Origin of the sequence: Clostridium sp. C8-1-8, from assembly GCF_009928445.1 — a bacterium.
Lineage (GTDB): Bacteria > Bacillota > Clostridia > Clostridiales > Clostridiaceae > Clostridium_AR.
This window is the reverse complement of sequence record NZ_JAABNO010000001.1, coordinates 188,484-206,624: the sequence shown is the minus strand read 5'-3', so window position 1 is coordinate 206,624 and position 18,141 is coordinate 188,484. Positions and strand designations below refer to the sequence as shown.

At 33.4% G+C, this 18,141-nt stretch carries 15 protein-coding genes; all 15 read right to left on the bottom strand.

Annotation, left to right across the window (positions count from 1 at the left end):
- Position 1 precedes the first annotated feature (1 nt).
- Positions 2-1,693, bottom strand: a complete 1,692-nt coding sequence (locus tag GXK57_RS00845) for a hypothetical protein (protein ID WP_160670026.1) — start codon at positions 1,691-1,693, stop codon at positions 2-4.
- 60 nt (positions 1,694-1,753) lie between these two features.
- Complete coding sequence (locus GXK57_RS00840; RefSeq protein ID WP_160670023.1) at positions 1,754-2,200, bottom strand: hypothetical protein; 447 nt, start codon at positions 2,198-2,200, stop codon at positions 1,754-1,756.
- A gap of 179 nt (positions 2,201-2,379) precedes the next feature.
- Positions 2,380-2,826 (bottom strand): hypothetical protein, encoded by a 447-nt coding sequence (locus GXK57_RS00835; protein ID WP_160670020.1) that lies wholly within the window; start codon positions 2,824-2,826, stop codon positions 2,380-2,382.
- Between the two features lie 278 nt (positions 2,827-3,104).
- Complete coding sequence (locus GXK57_RS00830) at positions 3,105-5,291, bottom strand: DNA topoisomerase III (protein ID WP_160670017.1); 2,187 nt, start codon at positions 5,289-5,291, stop codon at positions 3,105-3,107.
- Between the two features lie 690 nt (positions 5,292-5,981).
- Positions 5,982-6,887, bottom strand: coding sequence for an HD domain-containing phosphohydrolase (locus tag GXK57_RS00825; protein WP_160670014.1), 906 nt, complete (start codon positions 6,885-6,887; stop codon positions 5,982-5,984).
- Between the two features lie 65 nt (positions 6,888-6,952).
- Entirely contained in the window at positions 6,953-7,414 is a 462-nt protein-coding gene (locus tag GXK57_RS00820) for a hypothetical protein (protein WP_160670011.1), read from the bottom strand.
- Between the two features lie 331 nt (positions 7,415-7,745).
- Positions 7,746-9,122, bottom strand: coding sequence for an amino acid permease (locus GXK57_RS00815; protein ID WP_160670008.1), 1,377 nt, complete (start codon positions 9,120-9,122; stop codon positions 7,746-7,748).
- Positions 9,123-9,551: 429 nt separating this feature from the next.
- Positions 9,552-11,351, bottom strand: a complete 1,800-nt coding sequence (locus tag GXK57_RS00810) for a GTP-binding protein (protein ID WP_160670005.1) — start codon at positions 11,349-11,351, stop codon at positions 9,552-9,554.
- A 16-nt stretch (positions 11,352-11,367) separates the two neighbouring features.
- Positions 11,368-12,249, bottom strand: a complete 882-nt coding sequence (gene cysD, locus GXK57_RS00805; protein ID WP_160670002.1) for a sulfate adenylyltransferase subunit CysD — start codon at positions 12,247-12,249, stop codon at positions 11,368-11,370.
- A gap of 219 nt (positions 12,250-12,468) precedes the next feature.
- Positions 12,469-12,783: a ferredoxin family protein gene (locus GXK57_RS00800; protein ID WP_160669999.1), complete on the bottom strand. Its 315-nt coding sequence runs from the start codon at positions 12,781-12,783 to the stop codon at positions 12,469-12,471.
- Entirely contained in the window at positions 12,767-14,455 is a 1,689-nt protein-coding gene (locus tag GXK57_RS00795; protein ID WP_160669996.1) for an adenylyl-sulfate reductase subunit alpha, read from the bottom strand. The genes GXK57_RS00800 and GXK57_RS00795 overlap by 17 nt, the downstream gene beginning before the upstream one ends.
- Positions 14,456-14,481: 26 nt before the next feature.
- Positions 14,482-15,279 (bottom strand): ABC transporter permease, encoded by a 798-nt coding sequence (locus GXK57_RS00790; RefSeq protein ID WP_243156339.1) that lies wholly within the window; start codon positions 15,277-15,279, stop codon positions 14,482-14,484.
- The gene (locus GXK57_RS00785; RefSeq protein ID WP_160669993.1) at positions 15,191-16,030 is read right to left on the bottom strand and encodes an ABC transporter ATP-binding protein; all 840 of its coding nucleotides are present in this window, start codon (positions 16,028-16,030) and stop codon (positions 15,191-15,193) included. Before GXK57_RS00785 ends, GXK57_RS00790 begins: the two co-directional genes overlap by 89 nt.
- 16 nt (positions 16,031-16,046) lie before the next feature.
- On the bottom strand, positions 16,047-17,072 hold the full coding sequence (locus tag GXK57_RS00780) for an aliphatic sulfonate ABC transporter substrate-binding protein (RefSeq protein ID WP_160669990.1): 1,026 nt from the start codon (positions 17,070-17,072) through the stop codon (positions 16,047-16,049).
- A gap of 21 nt (positions 17,073-17,093) precedes the next feature.
- Complete coding sequence (gene cysC, locus GXK57_RS00775) at positions 17,094-17,705, bottom strand: adenylyl-sulfate kinase (protein ID WP_160669987.1); 612 nt, start codon at positions 17,703-17,705, stop codon at positions 17,094-17,096.
- Between the last annotated feature and the right edge of the window lie 436 nt (positions 17,706-18,141).

Genomic DNA, 18,141 nt, shown 5'->3' with positions numbered 1-18,141 from the left:
ACTAGTTATTATTTTTCAATGAATCAATTAGACTTAATGCTTTAACACCTTCAAATGTTGCTTGTAAATTTGTAGATTTATACTGCACATTAGCTGAATAACCGTATATCGTCTTATAATCATTTAGTTTTTTTTCTAAATCATTAATCAATTGATCTTTAATTTTAACTTTACATGAGTTCACTATATTAAAATAAATATATATACAGTGAACATAAGAGTCATTACTATAGTTTAAAAGTTCTTTTCCAATGGAATTTAAGTCAATGCCATTTGTATTCTTATTAGTAGCATTTAATATTTCATAATACATCAAGTCTACTATCAACTTATTACTGTCATTTTTATAAATATCTTTTATACTTTCATAGCTTTTTGAAAAATCTGATTCTAACTTACTTATATTATCATATCTATTTAACGACAACATAACCTTTATTTTCCAATATAGGGTAACAAAATTGTCTTTTTCATTACTTGCTTTTAATGGTATCTCACTTATGTTCTTATTAACGAGATTATTTATTAAATCAAACTTTTTATCCTTACTGACATATTTTCTTACCTGCAAAAAATAATATATTTCCGAAATATCCATATTGGTATCTTTATATTTACTTAATAAATCACTAATATATTCCTTAGTCGGAGACTTATTTATATTTAACTGATTATCACTTATTGAATCGAGGCTTAATAAAAAGTATAATGTTTTAAAAGTAGGAACTAATTGAGCAGGAGCTGTAAAATTACATTTACTATCCCTAGGATATGTATCAATTATACTTTGTAGTTCCTTATTATCACTAATAATTTTAAAACAATAAAATTTGAGTACAGCTGGCAAGTCAACATTGCTTTTAACAATATCGAATACCTTATTTTTAAATTTCGATAACTTTTCATTTTCCGCCATGTTATCAAACAACATGGACAATAGAGGTATATTTTCTATATCATTCACAAAAGTATCATCTATATTTTTAGCAATATTATTAGTAGCCGTATTTACTAGAGGTTGAATCTCATTAACTTCCTTGTATAAACTTAACATCTTAAATATATTAATTTTATACAATAAAATAGTTTCGTTTTCAAAATTTACATTGTTACTATTAAGTTTAATGTTATTTACTGAGTTTAATATAAAATTTTTTATGTTTGCATCTAAACTTAACACACCCTGTAAAAATGATATCTTCTCCATCGAATCTAGTAGAACAAGTTTATCCTTTTGCTTTAAACTGTCCAAAGGTTTCACATAACTATAATTTATAAAATCTGATATACTTCTCTTTATTTCTTCTGGCGCCTTAACATTGATCTTATTTAAATACATAACATAAAAATAGACATTACTTAGTAATAACTCAGGATTACTGTTTGAAAGTGAAGTATTAGATAATTCGTCCCTTATCTCAGAATTAACTGTATCTAAAGACTTACGTATACTATCAACATTACCTGTACTACAACTTGCCATTAATATATTATTTATAAGAGTATCCTCTAATGAAAATTTATCCGTATATTCGATTATACTAAGATTATTTTGGTGAATGGCTTTATTGACATAATTCATGCTTAAACTTTTACTATTTCCATTAGCTTTATACCCATGAAAATTCCAAACTATATATGAAAAAACAAAAAAAATACATAGTACTATTGAAATCAAGGCTTTTTTTCTCATAAAAACTCCTTTAAGAAGAGTTAAGCATAATATGCCTAACTCCTTTTAATACTTTAATTATTATACTTTTGCAAGAGTACTATATGTCACTCCTCTAGCAAACATAGTTGCAGTATTATTGCAACCAACATAAAGACAAAGACCATTACCAGCAACTCTACCTCTAAAAGAAGCATCACTAGAATTATAGTTTGTCCAAGAGCTTCCGGTAGATGTTCCACTACCTGAAACACCTGCTCCATTCCAACTAACACTACCTCCTATACTGTAGAAGCTCCAAGCTGTTTTTATCCAATCTGCATTATAAGGCTCAGTTCCTGAGTAGTGAGCTGATACCTGGAAGTCTCCTGTTCCATTAACATCTGCTATACTCTGTATCCAAACATTTGAAGTTAACCTTCCATTAAACGCGCTAACTGATTGGCTGTTACTAGTAGCAAATACTGGCACTGAATAAACACTTGCCAATAATGCTGTCGATAATAATGTTCCTATAACCTTTTTCATAATAAATCCTCCCCTATATTAATTCTCTACAAAAACATAACCTTACTTCCATTATAAACAATTAATGTATTATTTTTTTATATAAGTATTTCTATATGGTAATAAATACTTTTATTACCACTTAAACAGAGTACTTACAGCTAAATCATAGAAATCAATTTTTTTATTATAGCATCACATCATACCTTTGCAAGAGTGCTATATGTTACTCCTCTAGCAAACATAGTCGCAGTGTTATTACATCCAACATAAAGACAAAGTCCGTTACCAGCAACTCTACCTCTGAATGACGCATCACTAGAATTATAGTTTGTCCAAGAGCTTCCAGTAGATGTACCATCACCAGAAATACCTGCTCCATTCCAGCTCACACTTCCCCCTATACTATAAAAGTTCCAAGAAGTCTTTATCCAATCTGCATTATAAGGGTTAGTTCCTGAGTAGTGAGCTGATACTTGAAAATCTCCAGTACCATTAACATCTGCTATACTCTGTATCCAAACATTTGAAGTTAGTTTTCCATTGAATGCACTAACCGACTGACTATTACTAGTTGCAAATGCTGGAACTGAGCAAAAACTTGCTAGCAACACCGCTGAGAATAATGTTCCAAAAACCTTTTTCATTGTAAATCCTCCTTTTAAATTTATTTTTGTAGCACTACAAGGATATATATTCTATATTAAATGTAAATTTCCTCCTACTAATTATAAATATTTCATATTTTTAGTTACTTTATATCTCGTGTATAAAATAAAAAAAAACATTTTTTATTTTTTTTTAACATTTCAAAATTTGTGTTCTTCTAATTAATAAAAAAAAAACGAAATACTGTTAAACATTTCAAGACAATATCTGCCTTGAAATGTTTAACGAGTTATTCGATTTATTCAATAGGTGTATTTTATTTAAAGTTTTTTAACAGTTCACTGAAAGGACTGTTTATATTTATATCTGACTCACTTTTCATCTTTTTCATGATATTAGCAACTTCTTTTTTGTTTATCTTGTCAGATTTCTTATCAAATCTCTTGTTGAAGGAACTTGCTTTTTCCCTAAAATTACAGTTATTGTTAGGACATACATATATCTGTCCTTCACCTTGCCCTCTAAGCTCAAGCCTCTTATGACATTCTGGGCATCTAACATTAGTGAATCTACTTAAGTTTTCTCTATGCCCACATTCCCTATCCTGACAGACTAACATCTTACCGTTCTTACCGCTGACTTCAAGCATATATTTACCACATTCAGGGCACTTTTTGCCTGTGATATTATCATGTCTAAACTTATCACTGCTTCCTTTAACATCTTCAACTAGCTCCTTAGCATAGTTTCTCATATCTTCTGTGAAAACTCTAGGGTCCTTCTTGCCTTTGCTTATAAGGTCAAGTTCAAGCTCCCATTTAGCAGTCATCAAAGGTGATTTTAGTTCTTCTGGAACTAGCTCTATAAGTTGTTTTCCTTTGGAAGTTGGGATTATTTCCTTACCATTCTTCTCAATATAGAACATGTTAAACAGCTTTTCTATTATATCTGCTCTGGTAGCAACAGTTCCTATTCCTCCTGTTTCTCCTAAGGTCTTAGCTGATTGCTTATCTACTGAAACGTATTTATGAGGTTTTTCCATGGCTGAAAGTAAAGTACCTTCGTTAAACCTTGCTGGCGGTTTAGTTTGTTGTTTTTTACTATCAACGGACAATATAGGCAGTTTATCACCCTTTTTCACAACTGGTAGCTCTTGGCTATCCTTTTCGTCTTCGTCCTCGGAAAGATCCTCTAACTTGTCATATACTTTCTTCCAACCCTTAGACTTTACAACATTTCCTTTGGCTACAAAGGTTTCTCCATTTATATCTGCTGATATTGTAGTTTGTATATATTCGTAAGGTGGAAGCATTACAGAAAGAAATCTCTTAACTACTAAATCATAAATATGTCTTTCTTCATTGCTTAATAACGCTAAGTTCACCCTCTCCTCAGTAGGAATGATGGCATGGTGATCACTTACCTTGCTATTATCTACAAAGCCCTTGTGACCGTTTATTTTTCCATTTAATATTTCAGTAGCTGCAGCCCTATAACTTCCTATAGAAATGGCTTTAAGCCTATCTGGAAGAGTTGCTACTATATCAGTTGATATATATCTAGAATCTGTTCTTGGATAAGTAAGGAACTTATAATTTTCATATAATCTCTGCATTATTGATAAAGTCTGCTTTGCAGAATATCCAAATATTCTATTAGCATCTCTCTGAAGCTCCGTAAGATCATATAAAGCTGGAGCAAACTGCTTCTTATGACTTTCAATAACGTCAACAATGCTTGCTTCTTTTCCCTTAGTAGCTGATATTATCTTATTCACCTTATCTTCTTCAAAGATGCTGCCATTATTATTTTTATCTCTCCAGCTTAGAGTAAAGCCTTTAGTCTTTGCAGTTATAGTATAGTAATCCTTAGGTTTGAAGTTTCTTATTTCTTCCTCACGATTTACTATCATAGCTAGAGTGGCTGATTGCACACGTCCTGCTGTAAGCTGAGCATTATGCTTGCAAGTAAGCGCTCTTGTTATATTAAGACCGACTACCCAGTCTGCTTCAGCTCTACAAGCTGCTGCCTTATAAAGGTTATCATACTGAGAACCTGGTTTTAGATTTCTGAAACCTTCCAATATAGCCTTATCTGTTTGGGAAGATATCCATAATCTTTTTATAGGTTTGTTTACTCTAGCTTTTTCTAGAATCCATCTAGCAACAAGCTCTCCTTCTCTACCAGCATCAGTAGCTATAACAATCTCAGAAACATCCTTTCTAACTAACTGTTCCTTAACTGCGTTAAACTGCTTTCCACTTTGCTTTATAACTACAAGCTTTAAGTGGTTAGGAAGCATAGGTAGGTCTTCAATCTTCCAACTTTTATATTTATCATCATAGGCCTCTGGATCAGCAAGGGTAACTAAATGTCCCAATGCCCAGGTTACTACATACTTATCCCCTTCAATAAATCCATTACCTTTTTTTCCGCATTTTAAAACTCTAGCAATTTCTCTAGCCACTGATGGTTTTTCCGCTAGTACGCATATCTTAGCCATTTTATGCTCAATCCCCTCTCACGTGATCATTTTTCAAATTAAGACTCTGTTTAATAATACTGTTGAAATTAAGTGGTCATGAAGGAGATGCTATATGAGCGAGCTACTAGAATTAAATGATTTTTTCAGATGGAATGGCGTTAATAAACTGTACTGTTCGAACGTAGTGAGTTTACAGTTTTAGCCATGGAGTATGACAAAATCATATTAATTCTTTGCGCAAGCTCATTTAAGCATCGGATGACTGACCACTTAATTTCAACACAGTACTTTAACAAAGAATAAATTAAATGATACCAACTTCTTCAAAGTTTATTATAAACTCAATTTAATAATATCTTCGGTCTACTAGTATTATATATTATTGAGTTTGAAAGTCCATAGTAAATGGCACATTATGAGAAATACAGTAATAATGAAAACTTGATGTACAAACCTTCTTTAGTGGATCTTTCAGAATCTGTCTTTCCAAATGTCTATAAGTAAAATCTATAAAACAGATATATTTTCTTTTTTTCTGCTTACCTTAATAGTCTGTTGTAAAACCTTTATATTGCTGGCCTATATGGTAAAAGGTTTTATGCTGATCTTTACAGCAAAAAGATAAAGGTGACCTCAAAACTAAATACTTAGCTCAGAGACCACCCTTATCTTTGTTAAATATAGTATATACTAAATCTTTATATTTTTTTAAATTAATCCTTCTTCTTTAAGGACTTCTTCTAGTTTTGCTACAATCAACTCATCGTAGTGTTTCCCAGCTAAGCTTTTGAGTTCTTCTATTGCATCCTTAGGACTCATCCCTTTTTTATAAGGCCTATCAGAAGTCATAGCATCATAGGAATCTGCAACACCAATTATCTTGGCCTCAATGCAAATCTCATCACCCTTTAACCCTAAAGGGTATCCACTACCATCTATTCTTTCATGATGCTGCCCTATAGCAAGAGCTGATTCCTTTATAAAAGTATCTTTTATAATATCTTCTCCATCCTTAGGATGTTTTCTTATGTATTCGAACTCTTCCTTAGTAAGTCTGCCAGGTTTTTTAAGAACTTCGTCTGGAACATTTATTTTGCCTAAGTCATGGAAAGCTGCTGCATAATTCAAGCAAGTCATTCTTGAATTTGAAAAGTGAAATTTTTCACCTATCTTTAAAGAATATTCTCTAACTCTTTCTCCATGATCATGAGTGTACATATCCTTTTCTTCTACTACTTTTCGTATGGATGATAGTTTTTTCATCTTATTACTCATCATATGGAATACTGGCTTATTACTAACATAAAGTAGTGTAACATCTGTCTCTGTCTTAAAAAAGGTCTTTTCCTCTAATTCGTGACATGAAAAGTAGTCTCCAGCTCCAAGCTTTATTGTTTTATTATCAATTTCTAATACTATTTTTCCTTTTAATATGTAGAAAAACTCCATGAAGTCAGAATCATCTGCAGGATATACAAAGAAAATTGTATTCTTATATATTTCAAAATTCATAACTTCTGTTTGTCCACCGTTAGCTAACAGAGAAAGCTCATTCTTATTGCCTAAAACTTTTTCAATATAATTTCCTTTATAATTATAAATTATCCCAGACATCGTTCCTCCTACACTTATTATTTAGATAGTATTAGATAATAAGTAATCTACACCTAATTTTATATTTAATCCAGTACTTGAACTGGATCTATAGCAATAATCTTTCCACCAATATTCTGATCAAAATATTGTTTTTCTACTTGGATTCCAGCCTTTTCTGCTTCTTTTACCATAGCATTAGCTAAATCCTCAGTTTCATTATATAAATCTAAGCAAAGCTTGTCTATCTCTTTGTTAGCTTCATCTTTTAATTCTGCAATTTCTTTATCAATTTCAGCTATTTTATCTTCTTGTCCTGCATAAGCAGCCTTTTGACTTTCTAAGTCCTTAATTTGTTTATCGAGTTTAGCATTTATTTCTGAACCCTTAACCTTAGCATTATCTATTAAAACTTGAATTTGTTGATTAGTTTGTTGGATCTTAGTAAGAACATCATCCTTACCATCATTTGTTGCTGCAAAAGCGTGATGACTTGCTCCAAAAGAAAATAATAAAAATGTGAATACAAAAGCAATTAATTTTTTCATTTTTTCTCCCCCTATAATATGACATTATTTTCTATGAATTTAGTATATACCCATTAATTTTACTGCATTTCAAGGTAATTAGCAATTTCTTCTATTTAATATGATAACTATAAGTCTATTAAAATTATGTAAAAATATAAGGATATTTTATCCTTTTAATGAATAGGAACAAAACTATTTGCCAAAATAGTAACATTTATTACAATACAAGGTATATAAAAAATGCACCAACCCATTGATTTATATAGCTTTGAAGCTACATTAAACAATAGCAACCTCTCAACCATATAATTAATCTACGAACTGGCACATTTAAAATATAAATATTTTGTTAACTTTTATTCAATTTACTATTTTTATATCCATATAGGAAGTATATGATTAATCCTAATATAAGCCATACTACAAACCTAACCCAGGTTGTACCAGGTAAGAAAGCCATAAGATATATACAGAATAGCACTGTCAATATTGGAGTAAAAGGCACTCCTGGACACTTAAACTTTCTTTCAAGGTTTGGCATAGTCTTTCTTAGTACAATTACACCTAGAGATACTATAACAAAAGCAAATAAAGTTCCTATATTACAAAGCTCCATTATAACGCCTAAAGGTAAGAATCCTGCCATAATTGCTGTTATTACTCCTGTTATAACAGTACATATTCCTGGAGTTCCAAACCTCTTATTTACCTTAGCAAATCTCTTTGGAAATAATCCATCTCTAGACATAACCATGAATATTCTTACCTGTCCATACAAAGTAACCAGTAAAGTTGAAACCATTCCAATAACAGCTCCGACACCAACCAAGGCAGATCCCCAAGTTATTCCTATCCTTGATAGTGCTCCTGGTAGTGCATTATTTATATCTATAGTGTTGAAAGGTACTATTCCTGTTAATATTAAAGAAACAGCTATGTATAGAATTATTACTGCTATTAAGCACATAGCAAGCCCCATAGGTACATCTCTCTTTGGATTCTTAGTCTCTTCTGATGCAGTGGAAACTGCGTCAAATCCGATGAAAGCAAAGAAGATTATTGAAGCTCCTGTCATTATTCCCCTTGGACCATAAGGTGCAAAAGGATGATAGTTAGCTACATTTATATGAGTCATTCCTAATACTATGAATACAAGTATTACGAATATCTTAATACCTACTATTATATTGTTGATCTTAGCACTTTCAGATACTCCTACAAATAGTATCCAAGTTACTATAAGAGTTATAATAACTGCTGGAAGGTCAACTATGCCACCATTTATTGGTGCTGTGGTCAAAGCTGAAGGTATTGCTAGCCCATAATCTTTTAATATACCAACTAAGGTTCCAGACCATCCTGAGGCGACCGCTGCTGCAGATACAAGATATTCTAAAATCAAATCCCATCCTATTATCCAAGCAATTATTTCTCCAAAAGCTACATAAGAATAGGAATAGGTACTTCCTGAAACAGGAAACATCGATGATAGTTCAGAATAAGTGAGAGCACACAAAGCACTAACGATTGCTGCAATTATATAGGATATAGTAACTGCAGGTCCTGCCTGATTAGCACCTTGTCCCGTAGCTACAAATATTCCAGTACCAACTACTGAACCAATACCTAAGGCTGCAAGATCAAATGCTGTAAGTTTTCTTTTAAGTCCACTATGATCTGCCGCTTCATTAAAATCACTAACTGTCTTCTTCCTAAATATGTTCAAGAATCATTCCTCCACTTAAAATTAATTCATAATTAATTAAAAATATTAATTTAACGCTTAGATACTTCATCTTTTTAGTACCTTAAAGCACCTCATAAATTATAAGTACTATATAATAATTATACAAATGAATATCATGCATATTATCATCTATTTTAGGTTAAAATATGTTATTATATAAAATTAAATTCATTTTACTCAACTATAAAAACAGATACTTTCAAATTCTCAATATATCAATATTTGTATAAATTTTATAGATATATATATTATTTGCTGTAACTCCTTTATTATTAAGGAAATTATAGCAAATAATAAATAATAAAAAGAGAATGATCTATAATCACCCTCTTCTAACTAAAACTCATAATTTTATGCATAAATTATCAACAATATTGCATATAAACCATGAAAACCTTATTATTCTTATTAAAAAGGCTTGAATATTATCCCTCTATCTTGTAGAAGTGTTTTTATCTTAGCTACCGCAGCCTCTATGGAATCATAACTTGGTATGTGAAGATCGTATTCCATATCGGTAGTAACTTCCTCTCCTATCCAAACCTTTATTATCCTATCAGAATCAACTGCTGTCTCAATTATTGCGACATCACCTTTGCTTAACTCAACTGCAGTGACAATAGGTATAGCTCCTGAGTCAACTAAAATGTTTGATACCTCTGATAGTCTTCTTAAGTGCTCCTCTTTGCTATCATTATCAGTATGCTTAATGTCAGCATCTACACCATATAACACATTACTTATGCCTAAAAAGTATACAATTCTACCATCATTGAAAAGCTTTCTTTCAAGCTCCTTAGCTATGGCCTTTTTGCCCACATCCTTTTGACCTGTTATGCATATTAAAGCCTGCTTTTGACCGTACTTTTCTGCTCTTTCTTCTCTTGATATGTTGCTATTTTCCCATTTATTGTTTCTAATGATAACCTTATCTCTTAGCCATGCACTATCATCCTCAAGATCCTTTAAAATAATACCTCCTCCAGCTATTTCATAGTTGTCTACAATTACAAATCTGCTGGTTTGAGCTATATCCTGAGCCAAATCATAAGCTATAGGCTTTTGAGCCCTCAATATACATTCTGCTACATCATGCCTATCTATAGAGTCCTTCACTTCATTTTGAAGATTTGATGCATCTATAACCTTAGTGATTTCTTCTATTCTAACAGGAACTTTTGCCGTTCCAACCTTTAATAGATAGTCCTTTCCCTTAACCATAGATTGTCTTCCCAGCCAGAACAGATTTACCTTTATCCTATTTCCTACCTTAGGCTTGGACTGTCCTGCTATAGTAACAACCTCTCCCCTTTTAACATAAATTTGCTCATCAAAGGTAAAACCAATAGCAGAGCCTGCTCCAGCACTTTCTGGGATCTCAGCATTAAATAACTCAATAGAATTTATTTTATTCTTCTTACCTGAAGGATAAAACACTACCTCATCTCCAACCTTAATACGTCCAGTTTCAATGGTTCCAGCAACTATTCTTCTATTGTCTCCATCCCCTGTAAACTTATAAACAGCCTGAACTGGCATTCTAAAAGGCTTGTGATCTGGAAGCTTTTCCTTCTCAAATCCATCTAGTACTTCTAGAACTGAGCTCCCACTATACCAAGGAGTTTTTTCAGAAGAAGTAACTATGTTTTCACCGAAAAATCCACTTACAGGAATATATTGATTTGGCTCTACATCAATCTTATTTAGAAATTCAGTATATTCTTTAACGATTTTATTAAATACCTCTTCACTGTAGTCCACAAGGTCCATCTTATTGATAAGCACCACTACATTTTTTATCCCTAGCATAGATAAAAGGTATCCATGTCTTCTAGAATTCTCTTGAATCCCTTCGTTAGCGTCTATTACTAGAAGTGCAACCTCTGCTCTAGAAGCACCAGTGACCATATTCTTTAGGAATTCTATATGTCCTGGGGCATCTATTATGATGTAATCCCTCTTATCTGTTTTGAAAAAACATCTTGCTGCATCTATGGTTATGCCTTGCTCCTGCTCATCCTTAAGAGCGTCTAGTAAAAAGGCATATTCAAAAGGTTTTGAATTTCTTCTGCATCTTTCTTTTACTTGTTCTAGCTTTCCTTCAGGAAGTGAATTGGTATCTGCTAAAAGTCTTCCTATTATTGTACTCTTTCCATGATCTACGTGCCCCACGATTACTATATTCATATCTTCTCTGACAAAACTCATCTTATAGCCCCCATCCTTACATATAACCATTTTTTCTTAGCTCTTCTAAACCGCCGCCATCTTCTTTATCCTGTGCTCTTCCTGATCTCTCAGCTATGTTTGCAAACTTACCAGTTTTAAGCTCTTCTATTATTTCATCAACATTTTTAGCTGTAGATTCTACAGGGGTAGTACATGGGTAGCAACCTAAGGATCTATATCTTTTTCCTTCCCCTTGGTCAAAATACAGTGATACCATTTCAATATTTTCTCTCTTTATATACTCCCATATATCAAGCTCAGTCCAATCTAAAAGCGGATGTATTCTTACATGAGTTCCAGGTGCAAAATCAGTTTTGTATTGATTCCAGAATTCTGGTGGTTGCTCAGCTACATCCCAGTCATTATTCTTATCTCTTGGAGAAAAATATCTTTCCTTTGATCTGCTTCCTTCTTCATCTGCTCTTACCCCAACGATAATGCCAGTGAAGGGCTCTGTATTTCTATCTATTTCATATCTACCAAGGTCATGGTTTAATCTATATCTTGGCCAGCTTCCATTAAGAGTGTTTGTTAAAGCCTCAGTCTTTAGTCTCTTGCAACACTCAAGTCTAGTGATATTCCCATCTGGAAAGGTTTCATTATTGTCTAGAGCTTCTCTGTTTTCCCCATAAATCATGTCTAGATTCCATTCTAAAGCCACTCTGTCTCTATACTGTATCATCTCAGGTATCTTATAATGAGTATCTACATGTATGAGAGGAATAGGTACATGTCCAAAAAAAGCCTTTCTTGCTAACCAAAGAAGTACTGTACTGTCTTTACCTATAGACCATAACATTCCTAAATTCTTAAATTCACTATATGCTTCTCTTAAAATATGAATACTTTTATTTTCTAACTTATCTAAATGATTCAATTAAATAACCCCCTAATTAATCATACTTTTATAAGCTCTAAATGCCTTATATTATTTGCTTTAGCCCTGCAAACTGTGCTAAATGCTAAGGCACAAAAACTATTTAGAATTCTTTTATATATAAATCTAGTCATAAAAACCAACTAAAATAAAACTACTAAAGATTATTGTAAGCACCTCTGGTTTATTAAGTGAGGCGTTAAATTTTATAATAAACCGCTAGTACTTATTTGATTCTTTAGTATTTATCTTTACAATATGAGTTTTGTCATCTAATGCTTTTATCTCCCACTTCCAATACTGACCTTCTCTTTTTACCTTCATAGAACCTCCTACACCACCGATATCATTTCCCAAGAAATAAGTGATAGCAGAGCTTCCACACTCTTTAAGGCAAGCAGTGCAACCCCAACAAGAATCTTCATACTTTATATAGGCTTTATTATGGTCATCTTTATAGATTAAGCTTCCAGGACAAACCTTTATACATTTACCACAGCTTATACATTTATCTTTATCAATTCCTATGCTCATAAGCCTCATCCTTTCTAACTAAGTCTCTAAATATGATATTAACCTTTCCATCTTTATATATGGAGTTCACATATTTCATCCAATTATCGTCATCTCTGTTTGGATAGTCTTCATTTTCTTGATAACATCTCCATCTGGTTTCTTTTCTTGCTCTAAGATGACTTATCAAAACCTTGGAAACATAAAGCCTGTCTATTACTTCAAAGATAAACATGAGTTCATGAAGATCCTCTGCTCTAAGCTTTTTTGCCAATCCAAATAACTCTTCAAGCTTCTCTTCAGCAGTATCTAAACCTTTTTCATTATATATGTAAGCCTTAGATATACCTCCAGCATATTTGTCCATAACTTCTTGCAGTAGCTCTTCTATTTGCTCTATAGAGTAATCAGAGTCTTCATTAGCTAAAAAACTACTAATAAATGATACTTTTTCTTGTAAAGCTTCATCGCTTAACTTATGGATTTTTCTATTTCCAGCCTCTTCAATGATTGCTTCTGCAGCAATCTCCCCTTCTGCAAAGCAGCCTGTAACATACTTTTTAGGACTTCCTCCAGCTACATCTCCAACGGCATAAAGTCCATTAAGGGTAGTTCTTCTTTTGTTATCAATCCAATAGCCACCAGCAGTATGTCCACCTACTATATAAGGCTCTGTACCCTCAATCTCAACATTTTCCTTAGAAGGGCCAGTGTTTCTCTCTAACCATCTTAAGGTTTGTGCTGGAGCCATATTTAAATAAGCCTTGAATAAATCCTTATCCAATTCTTCTGAGATGCCTTCTGTTTTTAAATAGCACGGTCCATTTCCAAGCTTGTTCTCCATAACTGTGGCATATAGTCTAATATGAGTATTGGGTTTACCATACTTTGATACATAACTTTCGCCAAGAGCATTTATCTGCTCTGCCTTTACCCCTTGAGCTATGGTACCTGTAGGTGCTATGGTATCCTTGCATCTTAGAGCTATGAACCTCATTTCAAAAGATGTCATCTCAGCTCCAGTTCTTATACCCATAGCATAACCTGCACCAGTATTAAACGGGCTGTACCACATCTTGTGCTTTGAAAAACCTGGGTTGTTAGGCTTATAAATACCTGATGCTCCTCCTGTAGCACATATTACAAAGCTTGCATATATGACATAAATAATCTTTTCATCTAGAGAAAAACCTATGGCACCTATCACCTCTTTATCCTTCACTAGATAATCCACTATATTTACTCTATTTAGAATCTTTATATTTTTTCTTTTATTTACTTCATCAGCTAGAAGTGGCTTTATATTTTCCCCATTTATCTTTACACTTCGTTTTCCTCTTTGAATATAGTTTCCTTCTTCATCCTTAAGGATTGGAAGCCCCATATCCTCTATCTTTTTAGTTACGCTATTTAGTCTTTTTGCAATATCGTAAACCAAGTCTTCTCTGATGACATTTTCCGAATCTCTCTTTACATATTCTACAAAAGAATCTGCGGTCTCACCTTTTCCTATATATGCATTAAGAGCATTAACTCCTGCTGCAAGACAGCCGCTTCTCTTAATGTTTGCCTTGTCCGCTATTATTACCTTTAAATCAGACTTGTCATCTATGTTCAGTGCACTAAAACAACCGGCAGTGCCTCCACCAATGACTAAAACATCAGTTTCCAAAACTTCCTTTCTAAAATCCAATTTTTAGCCTCCCTTATTGCTTATACTTATATTTCCGTCTTAAGTCCCCATTTTTGTCTTATGTTAGTTTCTATTCTTCCAAATACTATCTTGTCCAGTAACAACCCTAAAGCTATTATTACCACCATTACTGCAACCACTTGACTTATATCTCCAACATCTCTTCCTACCATAAGTACATATCCAAGTCCCTTAGAAGAAGATATCATTTCTCCAGCCATCAAAGCTCTCCAAGCAAAAGACCACCCTTGCTTCATCCCAGCTACAATTCCTGGAAGAGCTGCTGGAATGATAACATTGATATAAAGCTTAAGTCCCTTAGCTCCCATAGTTTTTGCAGCCTTTATATATAATGGATATACGTTACTTATAGCACCCTCAGTAGCTATAGAAATAGAGAATATAGACCCCATGGCAATAACAAATATTATGGATTGTTCACTTATTCCATACCAAAGTATGGCAAAGGGCACCCAGCATATGCTTGGTAGAGTCTGCAGACCTAAGATTAAGGCCTTTATGTTGTCCCCTATATACTTAAAGCGAACTATAAAAAGACCAAGAGAAAGACCAATAACTACAGATAACAGATAACCTAACAAAAGTCTTCCCATGCTTGCCAGTATAGCTATAAACAAGGTATTATCCTTAACTAAGTTATACAAACTTTTAGTAACTTGAAAAGGTGACGGGAAAGTATATGGCTTCCATATAGATAACACATCTACCCCTAGCTTATATACCAGTTCCCATATGGCTACTAGAGCTATATAAAACGCTATCTTTTTCAAAACTCCAATCACTGTCATATTCTGCTTTTGCAATCCTCTCTACCTCCTCTCTAAGCTCTTCCATAACCTGAGCTGCAATATATGTTAAGTTAACATCTTCAGCTTTTCTCGGTCTTGCCAAGTCTATGTTAAACTCTTTTTTTACCCTTCCTGGGTTTGCAGACATAACAATAACTCTATTTCCTAAAATAACAGCTTCCTCAACACTATGAGTTATGAACACTATTGTCTTCTTAGTCTCAAGCCATACCTTTTGTAGTTCTGTCTGAAGGATGTTCTTAGTCTGGCTATCTAAAGCAGCAAAGGGTTCATCCATAAGTAATACTTCTGAATCCAAAGTAAGTGCTCTAACAAGTGCTACTCTTTGTCTCATTCCTCCTGAAAGTTCATGAACATAGGAATTTTGAAACTTAGTAAGATGAACCATCTTAAGGTAGTGAAGAGCCCTCTCCCTTCTTTCCTTCTTAGGAACACCAGCTATTTTCATTCCAAACTCCACATTATCTATAACCTTTAGCCAGGGAAATAAAGCAGACTCCTGAAACATAACTGCTCTGTCTACGCCAACACCCTTTATTTCATCGCCATTTAAGGTTATTCTTCCTTCTGTAGGACTCTCAAGACCTGCAATTATATTTAACAAGGTAGATTTTCCGCATCCTGACGGCCCCAATATGCACACAAATTCACCTTTTTTGAAGTCAAGATTGATATTATCTAAAGTATAGGTCTCTTTACGCTTTGTTATAAATTTCTTCTTTACTCCCTCAATAACAAGACTCAACGTCTTTGCCCCCTTTTTATTTTGTTTTGCCTTTCTCATATTCCTTAATAGCTTTATCTAGCATATCAAGGCTGTATAAGTCAGCTAGCTCTGGCTCCTCCCTTATGAAACCTATGCTTCTTGAAAGCTCCGCCATCTCTACTATGGAATCCTTTATAGGATAGTTAGTCACTTCAAGCCTATTAAAAGCCTTATCCAGCACCTCTCCTTTTAAAGGTTTTTTAGTAAGCTTATTAAGTTCATCGTTTATTGCCTTTTTTGCTTCTTTCGGATTGGAGTTGATATAATCCGTAAGGCTTACATGCGCTTTTAAAAACTTTTCAACTAATTCCGGGTGCTTTTCCATAAACTCTTTTCTAACTACCACTACTGCCACAGAATAATTTCCCTCTCTCCAAACATCTTTGTAGTCAAGAACCACCTTAGCTCCAGCTTCTTGCTCCAGCCTAGCTCCCCAAGGTTCTGGTACCAATGCTGCATCTATTTTATGCTGAGATAAAAGAGTTTTGATTAGAGAATTTTCCGCTTGTACTATATCAACAGTTCCCCCACTGGTTTTATCTTTTAATCCGTTTTCCTTTAAAAGCGCTCTTAGTGATAAGTCTTGGGTATTGCCAAATTGGGGAATTGCTACTTTCTTTCCTGATAGGTCTTTTGCGTTTTTTATTGAAGAATCTTTTGATGTGAGTAAAACTGCTCCTGCACTAGAAGCTCCAGCTATTATTTGAATGGCACCTTTAGAATTTATATAACCATTTAAAGCAGGACCTGGTCCTATATAGCCTATATCTATACTTCCTGCTAGTAGAGCTTGAAGCTCATCTGGCCCAGCATTAAATTGCTTGAAGTTAAGACTATATTCATCCCCTATGTCCCTGTTAAACTGTCCATTGTTCATTCCTAATAAAGCTTGAGCATGAGTTATATTAGAGAAAAAGCCAATTGTGACTTTAGATGTGTCTTTGCTTTTTGATGAACATCCCACAAGCCCCAATACCAGTACAGATGTCACTATAGACGCAAGAATCTTTTTTATATTCATTTTTTAGCCCCCCAAAATGCTTTAGCTCCTATTCAAATATGCTTTTGCTTTTAAGTACTCTATTATTTGTTCGACACATTCATCTATGGTAGATTTATGAGTATTTATAGTTATCTCTGGATTTTCTGGTTTTTCATAAGGTGAGTCTATCCCTGTAAAGTCTTTTATAAGACCTGTTCTTGCTTTTTTATATAACCCCTTAGGATCTCTGTCTTCGCAAACCTCTAAATCACAGTCCACAAAAACTTCCACAAATCTGCCTCCTAATAATTCTCTTACGCTATCTCTATCTTTCCTAAAAGGAGATATAAAGGTAGCTAGGGTTATGATACCAGCATCTGCAAAAAGATTGGCTACTTCCTTTACCCTTCTTATGTTTTCTTCTCTGTCTTCTTTGGAAAAACCAAGGTTTGAGTTTAAGCCATGTCTTAGATTGTCCCCGTCTAAAAGGTAGGTAAAATAAGAATTGTTATGTAGTTCTACACTTAAAGCATTAGCAACAGTAGACTTACCTGCCCCTGAAAGTCCAGTAAACCATAGAACTATACCCTTTTGGTTTAACAGACTTTCCCTATCTTCCTTACTAACACTTGTATTATGCCAAACTATATTGCTCTCTGTATTACTATTCATGAAATAAGCCCCCCAAAATTTCTTGTTACTAACTTAACATAGTTATTCACAAATTCAGCCATATTAATTACATCACAGCTATAATAATTCTATGACTTTTCAGATTATTTCGCTTCAAATATTCCCCCAATTTGAATATTTGAAGCCTTTGCTTAGATTAAAACAGTCATCAACATGGACCTTTAAATAAGGCTATGTTTAATAATATCGTTGAAATTAAGTGGTTAAGAAGGAGATGCTATATGAGCGAGCAATTAGCGCAAGCTCATCTAAGCATCGGATGACTGACCACTTAATTTCAACACGGTACTTTAACAGAGCCTTAAATAAAACTTATGAATTACCAACTATTCCGATAAGTATTATTTTATTAAGATTTAGTATAGTAGAGGATTAAACTGAAAGCAATATATTTTTTGATATTTTTTGAACAATT